This is a genomic window from Staphylococcus pasteuri (assembly GCF_030547725.1).
Taxonomy (GTDB): Bacteria; Bacillota; Bacilli; order Staphylococcales; family Staphylococcaceae; genus Staphylococcus; species Staphylococcus pasteuri.
On record NZ_JAUOQO010001016.1, the window covers coordinates 1 to 234 of the forward strand.

Sequence of the window (234 nt, forward strand, 5' to 3'; positions counted from 1 at the left end):
GTTCAGAGCCTTCTAATTGCTTTTTAACCTCTGGTAGTTGTACTTCTAAAAAGTCTAATGACTTTTTAGCTTCAGCGCTATTGCGCTCAACATTTCGGCGAACATAAATGTTTGCCACCTTATCAAGTACTTTCTCTGCATGTGCTGCATTTTTATGCTCGTATGCTAGGGTTATTATTCCTGAATCTTTACCTTTTTCGCTGGCCGATATTTCTTGTTGTAATTCAACAACAG

General features: G+C 38.0%; 1 protein-coding gene. It reads right to left on the minus strand.

Features of this window, described 5'->3' with window-relative positions; translation table 11 throughout:
* On the minus strand, nt 1-234 hold a 234-nt coding region (locus Q4528_RS16240; RefSeq protein ID WP_303522807.1), incomplete at both ends, for a hypothetical protein.